The 15,478-nt window shown below is 60.7% G+C and carries 15 protein-coding genes; 8 read left to right on the top strand and 7 right to left on the bottom strand.

What is annotated here, in order from left to right:
- Positions 1-29: 29 nt before the first annotated feature.
- Together SJY18_RS11425 and SJY18_RS11420 are read left to right on the top strand one after the other, a co-directional pair.
- Entirely contained in the window at positions 30-695 is a 666-nt protein-coding gene (locus SJY18_RS11425; RefSeq protein ID WP_396667665.1) for a TetR/AcrR family transcriptional regulator, read from the top strand.
- Positions 696-707: 12 nt separating this feature from the next.
- Positions 708-2,213: a sulfatase gene (locus SJY18_RS11420; RefSeq protein ID WP_396667664.1), complete on the top strand. Its 1,506-nt coding sequence runs from the start codon at positions 708-710 to the stop codon at positions 2,211-2,213.
- A gap of 86 nt (positions 2,214-2,299) precedes the next feature.
- On the opposite strand, the gene SJY18_RS11415 is transcribed toward SJY18_RS11420, so the two are convergent.
- Complete coding sequence (locus SJY18_RS11415) at positions 2,300-3,007, bottom strand: AIM24 family protein (protein WP_396667663.1); 708 nt, start codon at positions 3,005-3,007, stop codon at positions 2,300-2,302.
- Positions 3,008-3,122: 115 nt separating this feature from the next.
- Between SJY18_RS11415 and SJY18_RS11410 the strand changes: the two genes are divergently transcribed.
- Together SJY18_RS11410 and arfB are read left to right on the top strand one after the other, a co-directional pair.
- A complete protein-coding gene (locus tag SJY18_RS11410; RefSeq protein WP_396667662.1) occupies positions 3,123-3,797 on the top strand; it encodes an SDR family NAD(P)-dependent oxidoreductase in 675 nt (224 codons plus the stop codon).
- 6 nt (positions 3,798-3,803) lie between these two features.
- Positions 3,804-4,241, top strand: a complete 438-nt coding sequence (gene arfB / locus SJY18_RS11405; protein WP_337337165.1) for an alternative ribosome rescue aminoacyl-tRNA hydrolase ArfB — start codon at positions 3,804-3,806, stop codon at positions 4,239-4,241.
- Positions 4,242-4,276: 35 nt separating this feature from the next.
- On the opposite strand, the gene SJY18_RS11400 is transcribed toward arfB, so the two are convergent.
- Together SJY18_RS11400 and SJY18_RS11395 are read right to left on the bottom strand one after the other, a co-directional pair.
- On the bottom strand, positions 4,277-6,535 hold the full coding sequence (locus tag SJY18_RS11400; protein ID WP_396668914.1) for a glycoside hydrolase family 3 N-terminal domain-containing protein: 2,259 nt from the start codon (positions 6,533-6,535) through the stop codon (positions 4,277-4,279).
- A 139-nt stretch (positions 6,536-6,674) separates the two neighbouring features.
- Entirely contained in the window at positions 6,675-7,856 is a 1,182-nt protein-coding gene (locus tag SJY18_RS11395) for an ROK family protein (protein ID WP_337337164.1), read from the bottom strand.
- 245 nt (positions 7,857-8,101) lie between these two features.
- Between SJY18_RS11395 and SJY18_RS11390 the strand changes: the two genes are divergently transcribed.
- From SJY18_RS11390 to SJY18_RS11380, 3 genes are read left to right on the top strand one after another with little or no spacing between them, the layout of a single operon-like run.
- Positions 8,102-9,394 (top strand): extracellular solute-binding protein, encoded by a 1,293-nt coding sequence (locus SJY18_RS11390; RefSeq protein WP_396667661.1) that lies wholly within the window; start codon positions 8,102-8,104, stop codon positions 9,392-9,394.
- A 1-nt stretch (position 9,395) separates the two neighbouring features.
- Entirely contained in the window at positions 9,396-10,319 is a 924-nt protein-coding gene (locus SJY18_RS11385; protein ID WP_396667660.1) for a carbohydrate ABC transporter permease, read from the top strand.
- Between the two features lie 9 nt (positions 10,320-10,328).
- Positions 10,329-11,213, top strand: coding sequence for a carbohydrate ABC transporter permease (locus SJY18_RS11380; protein ID WP_396667659.1), 885 nt, complete (start codon positions 10,329-10,331; stop codon positions 11,211-11,213).
- Positions 11,214-11,246: 33 nt separating this feature from the next.
- Here SJY18_RS11380 and SJY18_RS11375 read toward each other — a convergent pair whose 3' ends face one another.
- Positions 11,247-11,936, bottom strand: a complete 690-nt coding sequence (locus tag SJY18_RS11375) for a TetR/AcrR family transcriptional regulator (protein WP_337337161.1) — start codon at positions 11,934-11,936, stop codon at positions 11,247-11,249.
- 81 nt (positions 11,937-12,017) lie between these two features.
- On the opposite strand from SJY18_RS11375, the gene SJY18_RS11370 reads away from it, so the two are divergent.
- Positions 12,018-12,467: a DUF6326 family protein gene (locus SJY18_RS11370; RefSeq protein ID WP_396667658.1), complete on the top strand. Its 450-nt coding sequence runs from the start codon at positions 12,018-12,020 to the stop codon at positions 12,465-12,467.
- On the opposite strand, the gene SJY18_RS11365 is transcribed toward SJY18_RS11370, so the two are convergent.
- The 3 genes from SJY18_RS11365 to SJY18_RS11355 are packed head-to-tail and all read right to left on the bottom strand — an operon-like array spanning position 12,443 to position 15,478.
- Positions 12,443-13,438 (bottom strand): Gfo/Idh/MocA family protein, encoded by a 996-nt coding sequence (locus tag SJY18_RS11365; protein ID WP_396667657.1) that lies wholly within the window; start codon positions 13,436-13,438, stop codon positions 12,443-12,445. The two genes, SJY18_RS11370 and SJY18_RS11365, sit on opposite strands and share 25 nt — an antisense overlap.
- A complete protein-coding gene (locus SJY18_RS11360) occupies positions 13,435-14,544 on the bottom strand; it encodes an enolase C-terminal domain-like protein (protein WP_396667656.1) in 1,110 nt (369 codons plus the stop codon). The genes SJY18_RS11365 and SJY18_RS11360 overlap by 4 nt, the downstream gene beginning before the upstream one ends.
- Positions 14,537-15,478, bottom strand: coding sequence for a carbohydrate ABC transporter permease (locus tag SJY18_RS11355; protein WP_396667655.1), 942 nt, complete (start codon positions 15,476-15,478; stop codon positions 14,537-14,539). Before SJY18_RS11355 ends, SJY18_RS11360 begins: the two co-directional genes overlap by 8 nt.

The following is a 15,478-nucleotide window of genomic DNA, read 5'->3' as shown; positions in this document are numbered from 1 at the left end:
GCACGCTCAATGTCGAGGAGGCGAGCCCTGTGCCCACCGAGCAGTTACGCAGTAATCCAGGGGTTTCACCACGCCCTCGCGGCGAAGAACGACGCCTTAGCATCCTGAGGATCGCAGTAGAGCTCTTCTCTGCCGGTGGGTACAACACCGTGAGCCTTGCCGACATTGCCCGCCACGTGGGCATCAGTCAGGCGGGAATCCTTCACTACTACCCTACGAAAGCAGCCCTGCTTCTTGCAGTGCTCCAGCAGCGCGACGACGAGAACGGCCTGCTGCTCGCCGCACAGGAGAAGGCGGGAATCGCTGGGCTTGAGGCGTATATCGGGATGCTGGCAGAGAACGACCTTCGACCTGAGCTGGTGCGACTTTTCGTCGTTCTTCGCGCCGAGAGCACTGCGGTAGAACATCCCGCGCACAGCTGGTTTATGCAGCGCAACGGTAAGACGATGCCGATAGTCACTCAAGACGTGCGTGACATCGTCGATGAATCGAAGCTCCCCCCAGGAGTGACCGCCGAAGTGATTTCTCGATGGCTTCTCGCGCTAGCTCACGGGCTCGGGGCGCAGTGGGTAACAGACCCATCATCCTTCGACCGGGCCGGCCACGTTCGGCTGTTCATCGACTTGCTTGGGCCCTACCTCAAAGAGCCGGCCTCCCAGAGCTCAACCACCACCCACACCACCCCTCGACGCTGAGAGCAGGACCCCGTGGCATCCCCAAACATCATCTTCATCATGTCCGACGACCACGCGGCGCACGCGATCTCGGCATATGGAAGCCGTGTGAACGCGACACCGAATCTTGACCGTATCGCTGAAGAAGGCGTCCGAATGGATGCCGTTTACTGCACGAACTCGATCTGCAGCCCTTCGCGCGCAAGCATCCTCACAGGCACATACAGCCATATAAACGGCGTGTCATCGATCTGGACCGAGATGGACTACCGGGTGCCGACATTCGTCGACGTTCTGCACGACAGCGGTTACAAGACGGGGATGTTTGGCAAGTGGCACCTTGGTGAGCAGGGCGCATCTCTCCCTCGCGGATTCGACGCCTGGAAGATCTTCCCCGGCCAGGGGGACTACATCAATCCAGAAATGATCGACGCGAGTGGCTCGGCCACGATGCCTGGGTATGCGACAGACATCGTTACCGATATGTCGATCGACTGGATTGACAGCCTCGACGCTGACCAGCCGTTCGCGATGATGGTGCACCACAAGGCCCCTCATCGGCCCTGGGTTCCGGATGAGAAGCACAAGCATCTATATGCAGACGGCACCATCCCCGAGCCTGAGACATTCTTTGACGACAGCGCGACACGCAGCAAAGCCGTCCAAGCCGTGCACATGACGATCGCTGATGACATGGGCGCCGACGATCTGAAGACCGAAGTACCAGAGCATCTCCGCGGTCCCGAAAACCGCAAAGCACGCATGAGCTGGAAGTACCAGATCTACATGCGCGACTATCTGCAGTGCGTTCAGTCGATCGATGACAACGTCGGACGACTGCTCGATCATCTCGAAGATCGCGGCCTTGCCGAAAACACCCTGATCGTCTACACATCCGACCAAGGCTTCTTTCTCGGCGACCACGGCTGGTTCGACAAGCGACTGATGTTCGACCAGTCGTTGCAGATGCCGATGCTGATCAAATGGCCTGCCCAAATCCCGGCGACGAGCCGATGCGACGCCATCATCACCAACGTCGATTTCGCAGCGACCTTTCTGGAAGCGTGTGGAATCGACGCCGACAGCGCTCTTCCGACCTCGCAGGGGCGTAGCTTCTTGCCGTTGTTGCGTGGCGAGCACATCGATGACTGGGCGGATGCTGCGTACTACCGCTACTGGGAGCACGACGACCCAATCCACGCGGCTCCCGCGCACTATGGCATCCGCACGGTCGACTATAAACTCATCTGCTACTACGGCGCTGGACTAGGCGTGCCTGGAGCATCCAGTCAGGTATACGACTCCGAGTGGGAAATGTACGACTTGAAGTCGGACCCGAGCGAACTGCGCAACGTCGCCGATGACCCCGCCTATGGCGACATCCGCGTCGAGCTTGAACAAAAGCTTGCGGACTACCAGCGCCGCTATAGCGACGAACCCTATGCCGGCCCCGACACACCCCACCCCCACGTGGGGGCCTCACAACGAGCAGCTACTCGCATACGTCGAGGCCTATGTGGCGCAGATCCGCGCCAGTAGCTGACCGGTCCGCTCGCGCCGCGCTTCCGGTCGCTCCGACTCCGGCGGCGCAAGTTCCAGCCGTGCACCGAAACAACCGGATCGAACTAGCTGTTGTTCGACGACTTGTCAGGCAGGTACGGCTCGATCGCGGCAGCGAGCTTGGCCGGAGTCATGGACTGCAGCCATACGTGACCAGGGCCGTTCAGTTGCGCCAGAAAGAGGGAATCACCGAAGAACTTGTTCTTCACGCCCTTGATCGTCGTGAACTCGAGGTTCATCTCCGCACGATAGAGCGCAAGGTGGCCGGGGTGAATCAGCAGAGACTCCCCCTCTTTGAGGTCGTACTCGACGATCTCGCCGGCGAGCTGCACCCATGCGCTTCCGTTGCCCGCCAGCTTCTGGAAGACGACACCAGCGCCACCGAATATTCCGACGCCAAGCTTCTTCTGCAACCCCACAGACACCTCGACATCCGAAGTGCTGGCCATGAACGACCCTGACTGCACCATGTAGTTGTCGGAAGGGTCGATCGTGAGCTCGCGGATGGTCCCGGGGAATCGTGCGCCGAAGGCGATGAAGCACCCAGGTTTCGAAGCGGTGTACTGCGACAAGAAGAGCTGGCCGCCACCGACCATGCGCTTCAGCCCGCTCATGAATCCACCTTTGCCACGGGAGCCGAACCCCGTTGAGGTCTCGATATCGAACCCCAACGTGAGCCATGACACATCGCCGCCTTCGGCGATGATCTGCTCACCCGTGTCGAGCGTGAGTTCAAGCACGGGCATGGTCGTTCCCTCAATGCGTGTCTTCATACCGCTCACCGTAGCGGGCGGTCGCCCTTCGCCGGTCTGAGAACCGTAGCGATGGCATAAGCTTTTCCATCTCGCACCAAGGTCAAAGCGCTATATATCTGCCCGGAGGACACCCATGCCCACACTCGCTATCGTCGGAGCCGGACCCGGCCTCGGTGCTGCTGTAGCTCGCCGATTCGGCCGTGAAGGTTTCGCTATCGCGCTCATCGCGCGAACCCAGGCGAAGCTCGACGACGTCGTGAACGAACTCGCCGCCGAAGGCTTGACTGCGCGGGCCTACACCGCCGACGTGTTGGTGCCAGCTGAACTGCAGCAGGCGTTGGCCCAGGCCGCGAACGAACTGGGCCCCATCGCCGCGCTGCAGTACAGCCCTCTCCCCTCCCGCGACTACCTCAAGCCGGTGCTGGATCTGACACCCGAACTGGCCTCTGAGGCAATGAGTTTCTCCGCACTGGGGCTGATCCACGCTGCACGCGCGGTCTTGCCGGCGATGCGCGAAGCCGGTGACGGCAGCATCATTTTGATCAACGGCGGAACCTCGGTGAAGTCACGCCCCGACTTCGCGGGAACGTCGATCGCTTTTCCGGCAGAGAGCGCCTACGGCGAAATGCTCCATGATGCTCTCAAGAGCGAGGGCATTCGCGTCGTGCAGCTCGTCATTCCCGGCGGCATCCCAAAACTGCAACTGCCAAACGGCATTGACGATGTCGCGGATCGCGTCTGGGATCTGCACCGCTCGGAGGGCCCTTTTCGCACCATGCTTATCCCTCTTGAAGACGGGCGGGAGTGAGCTGACATGCCCGCCGCCCACCGTCCTGGTCTCAGGGTAGACTCTCGGGTCACGATTCCTGAGTCTGAGCTGACCTGGCGGTTCTCGCGCTCCTCTGGCCCGGGAGGGCAAGGTGTGAACACCACTGATTCGCGCGTCGAGCTCGTGTGGGACGCAGCAAGTTCGGCTGCGCTCTCACCGCTATTGCGAGAGCGTCTCTTCGGTCGCCTCAGCGGTCGGCTCGTCGGCGGAGTGCTGACAATCGCTGCTTCCGAGCATCGCGCTCAGAAGCAGAATCGGGATGCTGCGCGTGCCCGCCTGGCAAAAGTCGTCGCTGAGGCGCTGGCCCCACCCTCCGCGCCTCGTCGGCCTACGAAACCGAGCCGGGGCTCAAAGGAACGTCGACTGACAGCCAAGAAACAACGCACCGACGTCAAACGATTGCGTCGGCGCCCTCTCGACTGACTCCGGCGGCTGCTAGCGAAGAGTCGGCCAGATCATCATCTCGCGATGGTGAACTCCGCCGAGAGAAGATCCGTGGGCCGGGAACTGCGGCCCACGAGGAGTTCGAAACGCCCCGGCTCGACGACTCGCTGCCCGTCGGAGGTGACGATAGAACACGATGCAGCTGGCACCTCGACCGTCACGGTCTCAGTCTGACCGGCCTCCACCTGCACCTGGCGCCACGCTTTGAGTTCCTTCTCAGCCCATGTAGCGGTGGTCACGAGATCGTTGACGTAAGCCTGCACAGTCTCGATCGCCGGGCGAGCCCCGGTGTTGGTGAGCGTCACCTGACAGCGAATCACACCGTCAGACGCCACCTCATCGATGGGAATATGAAGGTTCGAGTACTCCACACTCGTATACGACAGCCCCTCGCCAAAGACGAACTGCGGCTCTTGGGTCAAGTCGGCATATCGCTCACCGTGCTGGCCGCGCACCTGGTTGTAATAGACAGGCTGTTGCCCGACGTGCCGCGGCACCGAGATCGGCAGACGACCGCTAGGTTCGATCAAGCCCAGAATGAGTTCGGCGACAGCCTGCCCACCGCGCATGCCGGGATTGAACGCCTCGATGATGGCTGCGGTCTGCATTGCTGAGGCAGGCAGAGTTGCCGGTTTTCCATGCACGAGCACCAGGATGACCGGGGTGTCCGTCGCCACGAGAGCATCTAGAAGCCCTATTTGCGCGCCCTGCAACTCGAGCGTAGCCGTCGAGCGCGTCTCCCCGGTCAATGCGATCGTGTCGCCGAGCACCGCCACGACATAGTCAGCCGACTCCGCCGCAGCCACCGCATCGGCGAGCATTGCTGGATCAACCTTCGCTGGAGAAAAGACGGGCACCCGGGGGCCACCATCGTGCCACTTCTCACCCCCAGGATCAGGGATGAGAACCTCAATATCGGCGCCGCGAGTGTGAGTCACGCTCCAGTCCTCGGGAGCAACAGCGCGCATCCCGTCCAGCACGGTCTGCACCAACTCACGAGGGTGACCATCGGGCATCCAGGCGACCTGGCCCGATGAACCAGCCCAGTCCCCCAGCGTGACATGAGGGTCGTCGGCGTTGGGCCCCACCACCGCAATCGTCCGCGGGGATTGCTCGACGCTCGTCGCATCAATCAGTGGCAGGGTGCCGTCATTGCGCAACAACACCAGCGAGCGCCTGGCCATCTCAAGATTCAACTGCGAATGCTCTGCGCTGCCAACAACCTGAGCTTGCAGCGCCACATCGGGCGCACGAGGGTCCTCAAACAGACCCAGCTCGAACTTCAGTCGAAGTATTCTGCGGACGGCTTCGTCGAGATCGGCTTCTGCGAGTCTTCCACTGGCGACAGCAAGTTGAGCACCCTCAAAGAACTCCGGCGTCGTCATCACAAGGTCGTTGCCAGCCTCCACGGCGACGGCAGCAGCCTCGGTATCGTCGGGGCACACTCGCTGCTCGCGGACCATGCGCCCGACGTTGTCCCAGTCGGTGATGAGGGTTCCGGTGAAGCCCCACTCACCCTTTAGAACATCCGAAAGCAGCCACTTGTTCGCGGTGATCGGCACGCCGTCGATCGACTGGTAGCCCAGCATGAACGTGCGGCATCCCTCATCGACCGCCCGTTGGAACGGAGGGAGGAACCACGAGCGCAGCTTGCGTCGGCTGACATCGGCTTCACTGGCATCACGGCCACCCTGCGTCTCGGAGTACCCTGCGAAATGCTTGGCGCAGGCGAGAACCGCCGTGGGGTCATCCAGCCCCTCACCCTGATACCCACGAATCATGGCAGCGCCGAGTTCACCGATGAGAATCGGATCTTCACCAAAGGTCTCGTCCACTCGCCCCCAGCGCAGGTCGCGAGAGATGCAGAGGACGGGAGAAAACGTCCAGTGAATACCGGTCGCTGAGATCTCCACCGCAGCCGCACGTGCAACCCGTTCCAGGAGCTTTGGATCCCAGGAGCAAGCCATCGAGAGCTGTGTACCGAAAATCGTCGCGCCGGAAAAGAACGAGTGACCGTGAATACAGTCGTCAGCGGTCAGTAGCGGAATTCCAAGCCGCGTCCGCTCGGCGATCTCAATCGCTTCGCCCATCCGCTCCCCGATGTGCAGCAGCGAACCGACAAGGTTCGTCGAGATCAAGTCGTCCAGATCAGCCCGATTCGCATCTAGCTGCATCATCTGCCCGACCTTCTCGGCAACGCTCATACGACCCAAGAGGTCGTCGATGCGAGCGTCGATCGGCAAGGAGCTGTCCTTGTATTGGAGTTCATCCATGATTGGCATCGCTGTCTCCTTGACGCTTTGTCGGCCTCGGTGCACGACATAAATCCATGCCGTGGATTATTGCACGACGCCCTTTATCGGGCAAGGTTTTCTCACGCAGCTGAAGGCTGCGCCCAGCGCTGTGGCGACTTCAGAACCTAGATGGGATCAGACGTTGATGCGCGAGATCTAGGGCGCAGCGCACTGCGCCAACAGCCACGGCTTGGTCCCTAAGTTCTGAGCGAACCAAGCTTGGCGGCTCACCCTCGACAAGATCGGCTAGCTTCCGACGAACAGGCTCAAGGAGCTCTTCGGCGTCGCTGGGCACGTCACAGCCGAACACGAGAATGTCGGGGCCCAGCAGAGTCGCGACCACGGCTGAGACTCTCGCCAGCCGGTCGGCCACGGCATCAACGATGGTGAGGGCAACCCGATCGCCCTTCGACGCGGCCTCAAACACGGCCTCGACCTCCAAAGGACCCACGGACTGTTCAGAGCTGGATGCGCTCTGCTCAGCAGGAACCTGCGTGGTGACCCTGGTCCGATCCTCTTCGCTCAGCTGTTCGACAAACAGAGCTGTCAAAGGCACAATACCTTGCGTTCCATGCCCACCTTCAAGAAGCCTCACGAACTCCATCTGCCCCGCAAAGCCGCTGCCACCCCTGACGATGCGACCTGAATCGATAATGCCAGCGCCGAACCGCTCCTGCACCAGCATCAAGACAACGCCATCGAGCCCTTGAGCGGCCCCGCGCCAGCGTTCACCGATGACCGCCAGGTTGGCGTCATTATCGACGAGCACTTCCCAGGGGCGACCGGCGCTGAAAGCTTCGATCACGTTGATTCCAGGGAGCCCGGAAACTCGCGTCGAGCTCCCAACTCCTCCGTTATGGTCGACCGGCGCGGGAACGCCAACAGCCACTGTTGTCAGGAGTCCAGGATCGATAGCGGCCTCGACCACCAGATCATCAATGATGTTCTTCGCTTCGTCTATCAGTGCCGAGGCTGACTGAATTGGAGTCCTGCGCTCCACAACCGTCGCTGTGACGACATCACCGCGAAGGTTGCACAACTGCGCCACAATCCGCTCCGGGCCCAACTCGACGCCTGCGACAAAACCTGCGCGGTCATTGAACGCGAACGTTCGAGACCTCCGCCCGACACCTGTGGCCGAACGCGGGGCGGTCGGCGCCACTTCGATCACGAGTCCGAGGGAGATGAGCGCATCACACACTGCGAGCACGCCCTGCCGCGACAGATCCGTGCGAGGCATAAGACCTGAAGCTGTCAATGGGGTGCTCGCGTCCTGAAGCGCCTTGAGTACGAGCTCCATGCTGTGGCGCCGCTGTCGCAAGGGCAGCACATCGCTCTCTTCCGCGGTCCGCACCGACGTTGCCCCCTTCAAACTCCGACTGCAGCGAGCCTAGCGCTGGCCAGCTCATTGACCGATTTTGGATGGGCTCGTGCGGTCACCCTGCGGAAGGCATTTTTGGAAATAGTTGCGCAGACCTATTGACGATGCACACATCTTGACATAGATTCCGTTTATTGATTTAAGACCTTGATGAAAGGACAATGATGTTCAAGAACAATCGCTCACGCAGAGCAGTTGCCATCGTTGCGCTGTCGCTAGCTGCCGGGCTGGTACTGACCTCCTGCGGGCGGGCTGACTCCGCCGGAAGCGACGCTTCAGCCATTGACGCGCTGGACGATCAGCCGGCGACCGGAGAACTAAACATTTGGGCGCAAGCAGATGAGGCGGCCGCGCTGCCTGCCTTTGCCGAAGAATTTCTAGAACTCAATCCAGATCTCACAATCAACGTCACCGCGTTGCCTTGGGATGCCGCGCACAACAAGTACCAGACGGCCATCGCCGCCGGCACAACTCCAGACATGGCACAAATGGGCACCACCTGGATGGCCGACTTCAGCGGCGCTTTTACTCCCGTACCAGAAGGGATCGACACCTCAGGGTTCTTTGAGGGATCGTTAAGCACGAACATGGTGGGCGACCAACTCTTCGGAGTGCCGTGGTACGTCGACACACGCGTGTTTTACTTCCGCAAGGATCTCGCTGAAACGGCGGGATTCCCGGAAGGTGCGCAAACCTGGGATGAATTCAAGGAGTTCACCAAGGCTCTGCAAACCGAGGCGGGGGCAGAGTACGGCGTAGGACTCCCCTCCAGCGGCACCGACGCATTTCAGAGCATGCTGATGTTCCCCTGGTCCAACGGTGCCGAAATCACCAACGCCGACCAGACGGAGTGGACCCTGGACTCACCGGAATGGGTCGAGGCGATGGAGTACTACGAATCGTTCTTCAGCGAAGGCATCGCCAATCCCGACGCCGAGACTGGCGCGGGCAGTGGCGAGTCGGAGTTTGTCAGCGGAAAGACTCCCGTCTTGACCGGTGGCCCGAGCCTCATCGGATCGCTGACTGCCGCAGGCGGAGGCGAAGATTACAAAGACATGATCGGTGTCATGCGTGTACCCGAGGAGGTCTCTTCGACAAGCTTCACCGGTGGATCGAACTTGGTCGTCTTCGAAAAGAGCCAGAACCCTGAAGCAGCCTGGAAGTTTGCGCGTTGGCTGAGCGAGCCCGATGTGCAGGTGCGCTGGCAACAGGCTGTCGGAGACCTGCCCGCCGTGGAGAGCGCGTGGGACGACCCAGCTTTGGCTGACGACGCACTGTTGAGCGTCCTCGGCGAACAACTCACCGACACCAACTCGCCTCCTACCCTCACGACTTGGACGCAGGTCAGTGCCCAGGCCGACAAGGCGCTGGAACAGATCATCCGCGCGGGAGCAGATCCTGCCCAGACGATGGCAGATCTGCAGTCGGCTGCCGAATCAATCGGAACCGGACAGTAACATGTCCGTTGCTCACCAGAGCAGCGCGAAGGTGAATCGTCGGGCGTCGAAAGGCGCCCGACGACAGGCCCTCGTCGCTTGGGGATTCGCACTCCCCTTCATGATCTTCTTCGGCATTTTCATGCTGATACCGATCCTGTCGTCGTTTGCCATGTCGTTCACGGACTTCAGGGCCAGCGACGTGCAAGATCCGTTCGCCGTCACGTTCGTGGGCTTGGACCAATACATCCAGCTGTTCCGCGACCCACAGTTCATCAAGTCACTGGGCGTCACTTTCTACTTCGTGCTCGTCGGCATCCCACTCACGATGGCGGTGGCGCTGCTATTGGCCCTTGCCCTCAACACGGGAATTTCACGACTGAGGTCGGTATACCGTGTCGGGTTTTACCTGCCAGTGGTCGCATCTATCGTCGCGGTGGCTGTGGTGTGGCGTTTTCTTTTGCAGGACGACGGAATCATCAACGCGGCGCTCAGCTTCGTGGGAATCGATGGGCCGAACTGGCTCAATGACACCTTCTGGGCAATGCCAGCCCTCATTGTCATGGCCGTATGGCGCAACGTGGGAACACTGATGATCATTTTTCTCGCAGGACTGCAGACCATTGCCCCCGAGATGCGGGAAGCGTCCGCGCTCGACGGCGTCTCGATCTGGCAACGGTTCATCCACATCACCCTGCCGCTCATGCGCCCGACACTGTTGCTCGGGGCAATTCTCATCTCAGTCGGCTACCTGCAGTTCTTCGAGGAGCCGTTCATCATGACAAACGGAGGCCCACTCGATTCGACCTTGTCGGTGACCTATTTCGTCTACAACGAGTTTGGGTTCGGCAACTACGGCACGGCCTCTGCCGGGTCGTACGTGCTGTTCGTAGTCATCGCACTGTTGGCGTTCGCACAGTTCCGCGTGCTGCGCTCCAAGGATTGAGAGTAAGAGATGTCAGAAACACTTTTGGTCACCGTGCCAAAGAAGCGCCGGCGCTCGCGCTCCACCGCTATGGAGACGCCCGCCCCCTTGCAGGCGGTTGCGTATCTCCTGCTCACGCTCGGCGTCATCCTCTTTTTCACACCGTTCGTCGTCATGGTCATCAACTCGTTGAAAACCGAAGGCGAACTCCTACGAAACCCGACGGGGCTGATACCCCAAGAACTCACGTTCGACAACTACCTGCAGTGGTTTCAAGACCTGAACATCCAGCAGTTCTTCATGACGAGCCTCATCGTGGCCACCGTCACGGTGGCGGGCAATGTGGTGTTCTGTTCGATGGTCGGCTATGCGATGGCCAAGATGGAGTTCCCGGGCAAGAAGCTGTTGTTCGCGCTGGTAATGCTCACGCTCATGGTTCCGGGGACAGTGACCTTCGTGCCCTTGTTTGTTCTGGTAAGCAAGCTCGGGCTTGTCAACACGCTGCCCGGCCTATTCCTGCCTTTCCTTGTCACGCCGCTCGGTGTCTTCCTCATGCGCCAGTTCATGATGGGAATCCCAAATGAGCTGCTGGAAGCAGCTCGTCTCGATGGGGCGAAGGAAGTTCGATTGTTCTTCACAGTCGTCTTGCCGCTATGCGGTGCACCGATTGCGACGCTGTCGATCCTCACGTTCCTGATGTCGTGGAACAACTTCCTATGGCCGCTAGTCGCAGCGCAGAGCGAGGCTACGTACACACTGCCCATCGCGCTGACGCTGTTTTCGAAAGGGCAAGAAGCGACCAACTATGGCTTGTTGTTGGCGGGTGCGGTGCTGGTCATTACGCCAATCGTCATCCTGTTCCTCTTCCTTCAGCGCTACTTCGTTCAAAGCGTCGTCAGCGCCGGGGTGAAGTAAAGAGAATCGACAGCGGCGTTAGATCGAGGAGACTCACGCGCGACGCGGATCAGCGCCGGTAGGCCGCTCATGGCCTTGCGCTGCGGCCAAGCGCTGCGCGAGTCCGTCAAGAATGAGATTGAGCCCATCGAGGAACTCGTCCGAGAACGCATAGCTTTCCTGAGCAAAGAGCTCCTCAAGCGCACGCGCAAGGTGCGGGTATTCCGCTTCGGAAGGCGCCACCCTCGCCGCGAAGTCTGCCTCCGTCTCGCCTTCCGCAGCAAATGGCAAGCTCACCTCGGTCAGCACAAATCCGTAAATGTACGCATCGAGTGTGGAGAAGGCGTGCGTCGCGAGGAGTGCTGAGAAGCCTTGGCTCATGAGGCACCCAACCACACGATCGTGGTGTCGCATCAGAGCGGGGCCTGGCACGGGTCGCGATTCCAGCATCCCCAGCCCCCAAGGGTGCTGGCCGAGCACAGCACGTGCTGATGCTGCGCGCTTGCTCATCGCCTCGCGCCACGGGTCGCCAACGACGGGCAGCTCGATCTGCGCAAACACCCACTCCGCCAGCGCGTCGAGCAGTGCCTCTTTGTCGGAGACGTGGTGATAGATCGACATCGCCTTTACGCCGAGCTCGGCGCCCACCGTGCGCATGCTGACGGCGTTGATTCCGCTGCGATCCGCCACAGCTGCGGCGGCGGAAATGACGAGTTCGCGGTTCAGTGTTCCTCGCGCTGTCATTCCTCCATATTGCCTTACTTACGGGTGTAAGGCTATGCTGATATCACTACCCTTACACCCGTAAGCATGAAAGGCGCTTCCATGTCATCCACTCTTCAACCGCTGCCACCGATCGACGTTCGCTTGCGCTTGTCTGCGCTGTGGGCGACGACGATGATCATCGTCGCCTTCGTCGATATCTTCGGCCTCTACCGGGCTGACTTGCGTGAACAAATCGAGGCTGGACGTGTCTTCGTGTTTGAGGTCGGTCAGCCTTTCATGCTGGGTATCGTGCTCTACGTCACGGTTCCAACACTGATGATCGTGGCCAGCGTGTTTCTTCCTTGGCGTGCCAACCGGTTGCTCAACGTCATCGTGGCCGCCCTCTTCGCGATCACGATCGTCGGTGCAGCTATCGGCGAATGGGGGTACTACCTCGTTGCCAGTGGAGTCGAGGTGGGCCTACTCGCGACTATCGTTGTGCTCGCCACGCGCTGGCGGCTCACACTGCGATCTAGCAACCAGTCTCAGCGAACCCCTGCGACACGATAGATGTCGTCGATGGCTCGCATGGTCTGCACGGAGTCTTCGACTTCGGTGGCGAGCGACTCACCCGTGCGAAACGCATCGAGCACCGCCGCAAGTTGGTGATCGTATGTTTCCTCCCCTGCGATAGTCGACGTGTAGTCGAGACCGTCGCGGGTGACGACGATGGAGTGGCCGCCAGAGGGGAACACCAGATTGTCGACATGCAATGTCGCCTTCGAGCCCACAATATGCAGGAAAGCGCCGAACTCGACGCCGGGCGCCATGCTTGCGCCCAGATTCGCTTCGAGCTCATTGCCGAAGTCCAGCCGAGCAGCAATCGAAAGATCCGCACCCAGCGGGTTCAACTCTGCGCTCGCCTTCACCACGGTGGGTTCACCGAACAATGAGCGTAGCCAGTGAAGGGGGTAGCATCCGAGATCCATCAGCGCTCCACCGCCTAGTTCCGGCACGTGGCGGATTGAGGAGGCCTCAAACGGAATCTCTGCGTTGAACTCAGCGGTCGCGGCCTCAATCACGCCGAGCTCACCCGACGCAACGAACTCGCGCACCCATTGGAACAGCGGGTGGTAGTAGTCGTGAAATGCTTCGACGACGCGGCGCCCGGTGCGCTCCACCGCTTGAGCGACCTCATCTGCCTCGACGGCGTTCATCGCGAAGGGCTTTTCGCACAGCACGTCCTTGCCCGCTTCTAACGCAGCGATTGTCCACCGCGCATGTTCGGAGGGCGGCAGCGCGATGTAAACCAGATCGATTTCCGAGTCGTCGACCAGGGCCTGGTAGTCCGCGTGGACACGGCCAATGCCGTGGCGTTGCGCGTAATCTGCCGCGTCGCCGCGAGATGCCACCGCCACAATCGACACGTCGGCGCGCCGCTTCGCAGGGGCAATTATCGCGCGCGGCGCGATGCCAGACGCGCCCAACAACCCGACTCGCGTCACCGTAACCGCCTCATCGCCAGCCGTTGCACCGTTCACAGAGTGATTCCCTTCGGCGGCCCGAACTCTTGCCAGGCCGACTCCCATCCGACACCAATGGCGCTACTCGCACGCACAAATCCGTCCGAGCCTACAACGCTTTCTCGCGCTACTTCGCTATGCGGAACGAGCGACTCGTAGTAGGTCGTGTTGGGGATCGCCATGCACAAATGCGTGTTCACCAAGCCGCCGCCATGAACCTCCGCGCGGAGCAAGAACGAATCTGCGAGGTGCGCGATACGCATCGCCCCTGTGATTCCCCCTTTGAGCGCTGAGCTCGTACGAACAGCTGTTGCGCATCCCGACGCGATGAAGTCGGCCGTGTTCAGATGCGCGCCGGGGCTGGTTTCGGCGACGAGCAGGGGAATCTCCACGCGGCGCGCGAGAGCGGCATACGCCGAAACGCTGAACTCCCGCATCGGCTCCTCGTACCAAAGGTAACCTTCATCAGCTAGCGCCCGTCCGAGATAGACGGCGTCAGCCAGGTCGAATCCGGCGGAGCCGTCGTACATGAGGTCCATGTCGTCGCCCATGCGCGAGCGCAGCGCCCGCGCGAGCGCAGCATCCTTTCGAGCATCTCCCCAAGCATGGAGCTTGATCGCGGGGTAGCCGAGCTCACGGCACTGGTCTGCGACGTCCAGGTACTCAGCAATGTCACCAAACGTTGCTGTTGACGCATAGGCCGGTATGGCTTCTCGAAACGATCCCAGGAGTCTGTACAGCGGCACTCCAGCCGCTTTCGCGCCAATGTCCCACAGCGCGATGTCGACCGTTCCCATCAGGTGGAGCGGGATGTGTTCAATGCGGTCGATTTCCCACACCCGCCGCCATAGATACTCGCGCGCCAGCACATCGTGGCCGATCAGCTCGGCACGTAGACGCCGATCAACAATGTCCTTCAGGATCACCCCTCGCTGGGCGAAGGCATACCCGCGTAGTCCTGATTCAGTGGTGATCACAAGCCAGGCGCCAACTCCGGCGGGATCCGAACCGGGCAGTCCATCCCGCCAGAGGAATGACGGTGAAACGCCGGGAGTCTCGACCATCACCACTTCTACGGAGACGATTCGATCAGCGGACGAGCCTTCTTCTGTAACGTCAGCCACGTAGTCCGCCGCCCATCAGGTCTGCGCTGCGAAGCACAGTCCGCTGAGCCACGATCAAGACGATCATGACAGGAGCCATCGAAATGATCGTTGCGAGAATCAGTTCGGGCAACCCGACATCTGCAGCCTGGGCGGATAGCGGGTTGAGCTGCGGAACGTTGCTCGCGAGAGTCGCAAGTCCGACGGGCAGCGGCTGTTGTGGACCTCCCAGCATGACGAACGGAAGAAAATACTCGGTCCAGTTGCGCATGAAGGCGAAGAACGCGATGAGCACCACGATGGGTTTGGCGAGCGGCACCGCGACCCTCAGGAACACTTGGAACTCGCTGCACCCGTCAAGTCGCGCTGCGGAATAGATGTCTTTGTCCACCGTCGTGCTGAAGTAAATGAACGACATGTAGATACCGAAAGGGAAGACACCCAGAGGCAAGATGACCGATAGTGGGTGCCCGACAAGTCCGAGCGTCGTCATCTCAAGAAACAGTGGCAGCACGAGCGCCGACGCCGGCACCAGCATCAGCAGCAGACTGACCATCAGTATCGCCTTGCGGCCGGGGAACTCTCGCGTTCCGAGCGCATAGCCCGCCGGCACTGTCGTGACGACCGCCAGGAGAATACCGCCAGCGGTGAGCAGGACCGAGTTTCCGATCCAATCTACGACGACTCCGCCGTCGTAGCCTTGCAAATTCGTCCATGCAGTCGAGATGTTCCCGAAACTGCCGAACGAGAATGGGAAATCGTTCTGCAGCTGCGCGTTGGACTTGGTGACGGCGAGTAGCAACCAGATGATCGGAATCAGCGAGAAGGCCGCCCATGCGAGCAGCACGAACCATGCGGCGGTGCGAGCTGTCGCGGGTCCAAAAGGCGACTTTTTCCCCGTGTTCAACTCAGGGGGTGGCGTCCGGATGGACTCCGTTTTCATTGCATATGTCAT

Source organism: Microbacterium sp. R86528 (assembly GCF_044596335.1).
In the GTDB taxonomy this organism is placed as follows: domain Bacteria; phylum Actinomycetota; class Actinomycetes; order Actinomycetales; family Microbacteriaceae; genus Microbacterium; species Microbacterium marmarense.
The sequence above is the reverse complement of the archived record's forward strand: the minus strand, read 5'-3'. Positions and strand labels throughout refer to the sequence as shown.